Origin of the sequence: Micromonospora haikouensis (assembly GCF_900091595.1) — a bacterium.
Taxonomy (GTDB): Bacteria; Actinomycetota; Actinomycetes; order Mycobacteriales; family Micromonosporaceae; genus Micromonospora; species Micromonospora haikouensis.
The window spans coordinates 122,252-128,346 of the sequence record NZ_FMCW01000026.1 but is presented as its reverse complement, the minus strand read 5'-3'; the positions used below and the strand labels follow the sequence as shown (position 1 = coordinate 128,346).

The following is a 6,095-nucleotide window of genomic DNA, read 5'->3' as shown; positions in this document are numbered from 1 at the left end:
GCCGACTCCGGCTACGAAGGCGCTGGCCAGGGCATCCACACCCCGTACAAGCAACCCGCCGGCGGCCGACGCCTGGCGGTCGACAACCGCACCCACAACGCGATCCTTCGATCCCTGCGGTGCCTCGGAGAACGTGGCTTCGCCATCCTCACCGGCCGCTGGCGCACCCTCCGACACACCACCGCCAGCCCCCGACACCTCGGCGACATCGTCCGCGCCGCACTCAACCTCACACACTTCGAATACCGCTACCTATCCGAATCTTGCTGAGATCACCTCAGTGGAAAAACCCCTGTTGGTCGGCGACCGCTTCGGCCGCCAGGAGCCACGGGAACCTGTCGGACAACGTCCACGGCGCGTCGACGCCGATCACCCCGTCGAGCTTCTGCTCGAAGTCGCTCATCTCGTCCAGGCTCGTCAGCTCCCGGCCGTAGAACCTCGCCGTGTTCTCGTCGGCGTCGCTGCGGCCGATGAGCGCTTCGGCGAAGGTGAGCCAGTCGTCGAGGTCGGTCAGCGGCACCTGCCGGCGCAGTTGCTCCGCCACGCTGACCCGTCGCGTGCCGCCGGTCGGCCTGGTGGACAGCTTCATCTGCTGCGGCTGCACGTTGCCGAAGATGTCCGCCACCTCGTAGGCGGCCGGCTCCTCGTGCGCGGGCACCTCGCTGACGTGCGACACCTGCACGGGCGCGGCCGGGTATGCCGGGTCGGTGCCGTCGAGCAGGCCGACCTTGTCCAGCGGCCAGAACCACAACGCGCACCACATGTCCATCAGCGTCTTGAGCCGCCAGTAGGGCGTGCCGGGCGCGGTCAGGTCGGCGAGGATCTTCTCCCGGGCCACCGCCCCGGTCACCGGCGGCAGGTCGTCTGCACCCCACACCCGGATGTCGCGGCGGATCTCCTGCTCGGAGATGGCGAGGCGCTGCTGCACCAGCCCCCACAGGAACTCGACCCGCCCGGCGAGCGCCTGCAACCGCTTGACCTGCGAGTTCTTGCCCTTCGCGGACGGCGTGCGCTTCATCGCCGTACGCCAGGCTTTCAATCGGGCGGTCTCGGCCGGCGCCAGCTCGCGGGCCTCCTTCTCCCCCGCGACCGCGCCCCAGCCGTCGGCGGGGAGCAGGAAGTGGTGGACGGTGCCCTCGTCGATCGGCCCGTCCCGGAACGGCTTCTCGGCGGGGGCGGTGGTGAGCCACGACTTGTCGGCGAGCTGCTTCGCCTCGTAGGTTTTGCGGCCGCAGCCGATGAGGGAGTTGCCGCGTCGCAGGTGCAGGCCGAACCAGGGGGCCTGGAGGCCGGCGTGCATGACGTTGAGCCAGAGGGAGACCTCGGCCAGCTCGACGGCGGTGCGGTTGAGGTCGACGCCATAGCAGTTGTGCAGGGCGATGTAGGCCTTCACCCGCTGGAGTTCGAGGTGGTAGTCCTCGGGGTCGAGGGTGACGTCGAGTTCGGCCTGCCGGCGGCGCAGGTATTCGGCGGCGACCTGGTTGATGGCCTCGTTGAGGAACGCGCCGGAGCCGAGCGCCGGCTCGCAGATCGTCCAGTCGAGCAGCTCACGGGCGAGGGTCGTGGTGCCGTCCTGGTCGAGGCGGTATTTGAGGGCGAGCTGGACGGTGACCTCGGTGAGCGACTGCGGGGTGTAGTAGGAGGCGCTGGTCTGCCGGTCCCGGCCGGCGAGCCGGTAGACGAACTGGCCGGCCCCGTAGCGGACGCGGCTGCGCACCCCGGTGTAAGCGTCCTCGCGGTAGACGAAGACGGCGTCGTCGTAGTCGTCGGCCTTCGACGCGGGGATCATCCACGAGCCGTCCTTCGGGTCGCCGTTGCGGGCGACCTCGTAGAGCTGCTCGGTGGCGACGAACCCGGTGTACGACATGAGGCCCTCGTAGACCGCGCCGAGCTGGTTGATGCCGAGCTGGGCGTACGAGATGAAGCCGCCGCGCCGCCTGCGCCCGCCCCTGGTGAGCATCAGCCGGCGCAGCACCTCGTGGAGGACCTTGTTGCGCAGCCGGGTGTCGATCTTCGGGCCATGCGGGTCGTCGGGGTCGCTGCCCGGCTCGGCGACGAGCCGTCCGATGAGTTTCGTCTTCTCCGGCAGGAACAGCTCCGAGCGCATCGGCTCGAAGCGCAGCCCCTCGCCCTCGCTGGTCTTCTCCTCGACGTCCGCGCCGCCGCGCGGACGGTGGCCCTCGTTGACCATGCGGAACAGCAGGTCCAGCGACTCGTGGAGGTGGGTGCCGCCCTCGGCGGACGGGGCGAGGCGGCGGGCGACGAGGTCGCCGATGCGGGCCAGGCTGTAACCCTCGACGTACTGGGGGTCGTTGACGGGCAGCACGCCCAGCTCGGGGCGGGCCTCGGCATAGAGCAGGAACAGGATGCGGTAGAGGTAGCGCAGCGCCTCCTCCTTGAGCTCCCCGGCCAGCTCGTCGAGGTCCATGACGTCCTGCGGCTGGTGGCCCGCCTGGCGGATGCGGTCGAGGACCTCGTTGGCGATGAGCTCGACGGAGACCTTCAGGCCCTCGCGGAGCTCACTGGACACGCCGACGGCGTGCTGCCGGGAGCCGGCGACCAGCTCGGCGAGGGGTTCGGTGCCGCCCTCGGCGGGCGGGCGCAGCGAGTCGGCGCCGAACAGGGCGGCGACGACGTCATACTCCCGGTCGTCGTTGCGGGCGTAGAGGGTGTCGAGGCTGACGGCCAGGTAGCGGCCCTCGCCCCAGGCGGTGCGGTCGGCGAGGGTGACGACGCCGCCGCTGAGCACCAGCGCGTACCGCAGCTTGGGGTTGTCGGCGGCGAGCAGCCAGGAGGCGAGCTTCGCGCCCGTGGTGATGGTCTCGTTGCCGGGCAGGGTGACCGGGTCGAGCAGCCGGCCCGCGCCGTCGGGGTCCTGGGCGGCCTCGGTGTCGACGGCCCAGCCGCAGTCGACGGCGACGATGCCGTGGGCGGTGTCCAGCTCGGCGTGGGCGACGTGGACCTCGTGGTCGTGGCCGGCCCGCTCGACGGTGATGGTCCGAGGCTGCGGCTCGAAGCCGAGGGCCAGCAGGAGCTGCTGGTGCAGCTTGCGCAGGCGCTCCGGGTCGAAGAACTCGTCGTCGGCCAGCTCGGTCTTCGCGTCGAAGTAGGCGCGGCGCAGGCCACGCAGGCCGGTGCGCGGGGTGGACTCCCCGGACTTCTCCCGCTCGGCCCACTGCTTGGCCAGGCCGCCCTTGACGGTGGTGGGCAGGATCTCGGCCAGGTAGTGCGCGGAAAGGTACTCGCCACGGTTGGTCAGCGATTCGAAGCTCATGCGGCGTTCTCCGGGGACGGGGCGGGGTGCTCCGGGGACGGGGCGAGGACGGCGAGGACGCGCAGCAGCGGATCGCCGGCGGTTTCCAGCCGGTCAAGCAGGTCGCGCTGCTCGGCGACGGTGGCGTCGACCCGCTGGCGACGCCTCTCGCGGTGCGCGCCGGGCAGGTCGTCGAAGAGGCTGGCCTGCTGGAACGTGGCGAGCTTCGCGCGGTGGCGGCGCAGCGGCTCGGCGTTGGCCGCGTCCCACTCGGCGCGCTTGCCCGCCAGGTGCTCCCGGGCGGCGGCCACGGCCTGCGGGAGCAGGGCCCGCAGCGAGTCGGTCGCGATCGGCTCGGCGCGGTTGACCAGGTCGGGGCCGACCCGGGCGGCGCGCAGCACCTCGTCCATGGGGCGGATCGTCGGCTGGGCGGGCAGGCCGGAGACGGCCATCCACTGCACGACGGTGGGTTGGCCGAGGCGGTTGGCGTAGACGCCCTGGACGAGGAAGGTCGGCGCGGTCACGTCGGCGGTGAGGACGGGGGCCTGCTGGCGGCCCAGCCGGATCAGCACCTTGTCGACCAGCCAGTCGACCATCGGGTGCACGTCGCTGAGGAAGGCAATCTCCGGCCACATCGGCGTCCGACTCTGCCGGGCCTGGTCGAGCTTGCGCTGGGCGAGCGGGCGGTCGAAGGTGACCTTGAGCCGCAGGTGTTCGCCCTCGCGGTGGGCGCGCAGATAGGAGCGGGGCAGGTCGGTGAGCCGGTGCACCAGGTCGTCGGGGGCGAGGAAGGTCAGCAGGCCATCCTCGCGGCGCAGGTCGATGTGGTCCTCGGGCCGGTCGTCGTAGATCTCGTGCAGCGCGGCGTCGACGAACTCGCGGGTGGAGTCGAAGAGCTTCGGCACCCGGGCGCGCGGCACGTCGGCGGCCACCGGCGCGGTGCCGACGTCGCCGAAGAGGTCGGCCATCACGTCGACCTCGGCGTGGGCGGCGGCATAGGACTCCTCCACCGACCGGCCGGCGAGCAGGTCCCGCACGAGCCGGTCCTCCTCGGCCCTGGCGTCGTAGAGGCCCGTCGCCGCCTCGACGCTGCCGAGGCTGCGGTGCGCGGTCTCCTCCCGGTCGAGGAGCTTCTGCGCGACGGTGCGGTCGTCCTTCGCGTCGTCGCGGGCGGAGGTGAGGATGAGGGCGCGGAACTGCGGCTGGTGCTTCTGGCCGTACCGGTCGATGCGCCCGTTTCTCTGCTCGATGCGGATGAGGCTCCACGGCACGTCGTAGTGGATCAGGTGGTGGCACTGCTGGTGCAGGTTGACGCCCTCGGAGGCCACGTCGCCGGTGAACAGCAGCCGCACCTCGCTGCCGGCCAGCTCGAACTCCTGGAGGATGCGCTGCTCGTCGGCGTCGGCCACGCCGCCGTGCAGCACCCGCACGGCGCTCGGCCGCAGCCCGAGCAGGCCGGGGACGACCTCGGCGAGCCACTTGATCGTGGGCACCCGCTCGGAGAAGACCACGGCCCGGGTGTCGCTGCCCCGGCCGACGCCGATGCCGCGCAGCACCTCGACCAGCCTGCGCAGCTTGCTGGAGTCGCCGTCGGTCATCGCGGCCGTCAGCTCCGCGAGCCGGTCCAGCGCCGCCGCCTCCGTGCCGGTGGCCTTCCGGCGCCGGTTGGTCACCGTCTCGTGCAACGCGCGGTGGGAGGAGAGAAAGGACTTCAACAGGGTGTACGGGAAGAGCCGGTGCTGGCCGGTGATCGCCTCGTCGGACCACTTGCCGGCCAGCCACACGTCGGTCAGCTCGGCGAAGATCTCCTCTTCGCGTTCGCCGGCCGGGCAGGGCACCGCCTGGGAGGGGCCCCGGTCGGCCCAGCGGTCGCCGATCTGGTCGCGTACTTCCGGGCTGATCTTCGTGCGGCGCAGGTAGAGGTGGGCGATGTCGCTGGCCTGGTAGGTCTTCTCGTTGGCGATGGCCGCCGGGTCGAGCAGCGAGACGAGCTGCGCGAAGGACTCCTTGTTGCCGTTGTGCGGGGTGGCGCTGGCCAGCAGCAGCGCGTCGGTCTTCGCGGCGAGCCGGCGGGCCAGCTCGTTGCGCTGGGTGCCCTTGTTGATGAGGTTGTGCGACTCGTCGATGACGACGGCGTCCCAGACGGTGGCCTCCAGGTGGTGGCCGAACTGGCCGGCGTCCTTGAGGGTGTCGACGGAGATGATGGCCCGCTTGAAGTGGGTGAACGGGTTGCGGCCGGCGGGGATCTCCTGCTGGATGCGCTGGATGCCGGTCGAGTCGAGCCGCACCAGCGGGATGGCGAAGCGGGTCCACAGCTCCCGCTGGAACTGCTCCAGCACCTGCTGGGGGGAGACGACGAGGATGCGGTCGCCCCGGCCACGGCGGATCAGCTCCGCGAGGATGAGCCCGATCTCCAGGGTCTTGCCCAGGCCGACCACGTCGGCGAGCAGGATGCGCGGGCGCAGGCCCGACAGGGCCAGCTCGACGGGGCGCAGCTGGTAGGTCAAGGGGTCGAGCAGGAACCGGTCGGCCAGGGCCAGGCCCCGCTCGGTGCGGGGCAGCGGGGTGCGCCGCAGCACGGCCTCCAGGAAGAGCCGGCTGCGCCGGAAGCGGGAGGATGTGTCCTGGACGAGTTCGGTCTCCTCGGGCACCAGCGGCGTGATCGTCTCCAGGGCTGTGAAGAAGGTGGCCTCGGCGTCCTGGACGAACTCGGAGACACCGACGGCTTTGATCATGGTGCCGTCGGCGGTGCCGGTCTTGACGCTGCGGACCAGCCACTCCTCGTCCCGGACGACGATGCGGGAGCCCGGGGCGAACGTCGCGTCCTGGGTCGTGGTCATCG

General features: G+C 71.5%; 3 protein-coding genes. 1 reads left to right on the top strand and 2 read right to left on the bottom strand.

Going from position 1 to position 6,095, the window contains the following annotated elements; translation table 11 throughout:
- On the top strand, positions 1–270 hold a 270-nt coding region (locus GA0070558_RS24480), incomplete at its 5' end, for a transposase family protein (protein ID WP_141722309.1).
- 7 nt (positions 271–277) lie between these two features.
- On the opposite strand, the gene GA0070558_RS24475 is transcribed toward GA0070558_RS24480, so the two are convergent.
- Together GA0070558_RS24475 and GA0070558_RS24470 are read right to left on the bottom strand one after the other, a co-directional pair.
- The gene (locus GA0070558_RS24475) at positions 278–3,274 is read right to left on the bottom strand and encodes a DNA methyltransferase family protein (RefSeq protein ID WP_256092108.1); all 2,997 of its coding nucleotides are present in this window, start codon (positions 3,272–3,274) and stop codon (positions 278–280) included.
- Positions 3,271–6,093, bottom strand: a complete 2,823-nt coding sequence (locus GA0070558_RS24470; protein WP_091283953.1) for a DEAD/DEAH box helicase — start codon at positions 6,091–6,093, stop codon at positions 3,271–3,273. Before GA0070558_RS24470 ends, GA0070558_RS24475 begins: the two co-directional genes overlap by 4 nt.
- Positions 6,094–6,095: the final 2 nt, after the last annotated feature.

Excerpts from the sequence above, each read along its gene's own strand:
- GA0070558_RS24475 (WP_256092108.1), bottom strand. The coding sequence starts at position 3,274 with ATGAGCTTCGAATCGCTGACCAACCGTGGCGAGTACCTTTCCGCGCAC.
- GA0070558_RS24470 (WP_091283953.1), bottom strand. The coding sequence starts at position 6,093 with ATGACCACGACCCAGGACGCGACGTTCGCCCCGGGCTCCCGCATCGTC.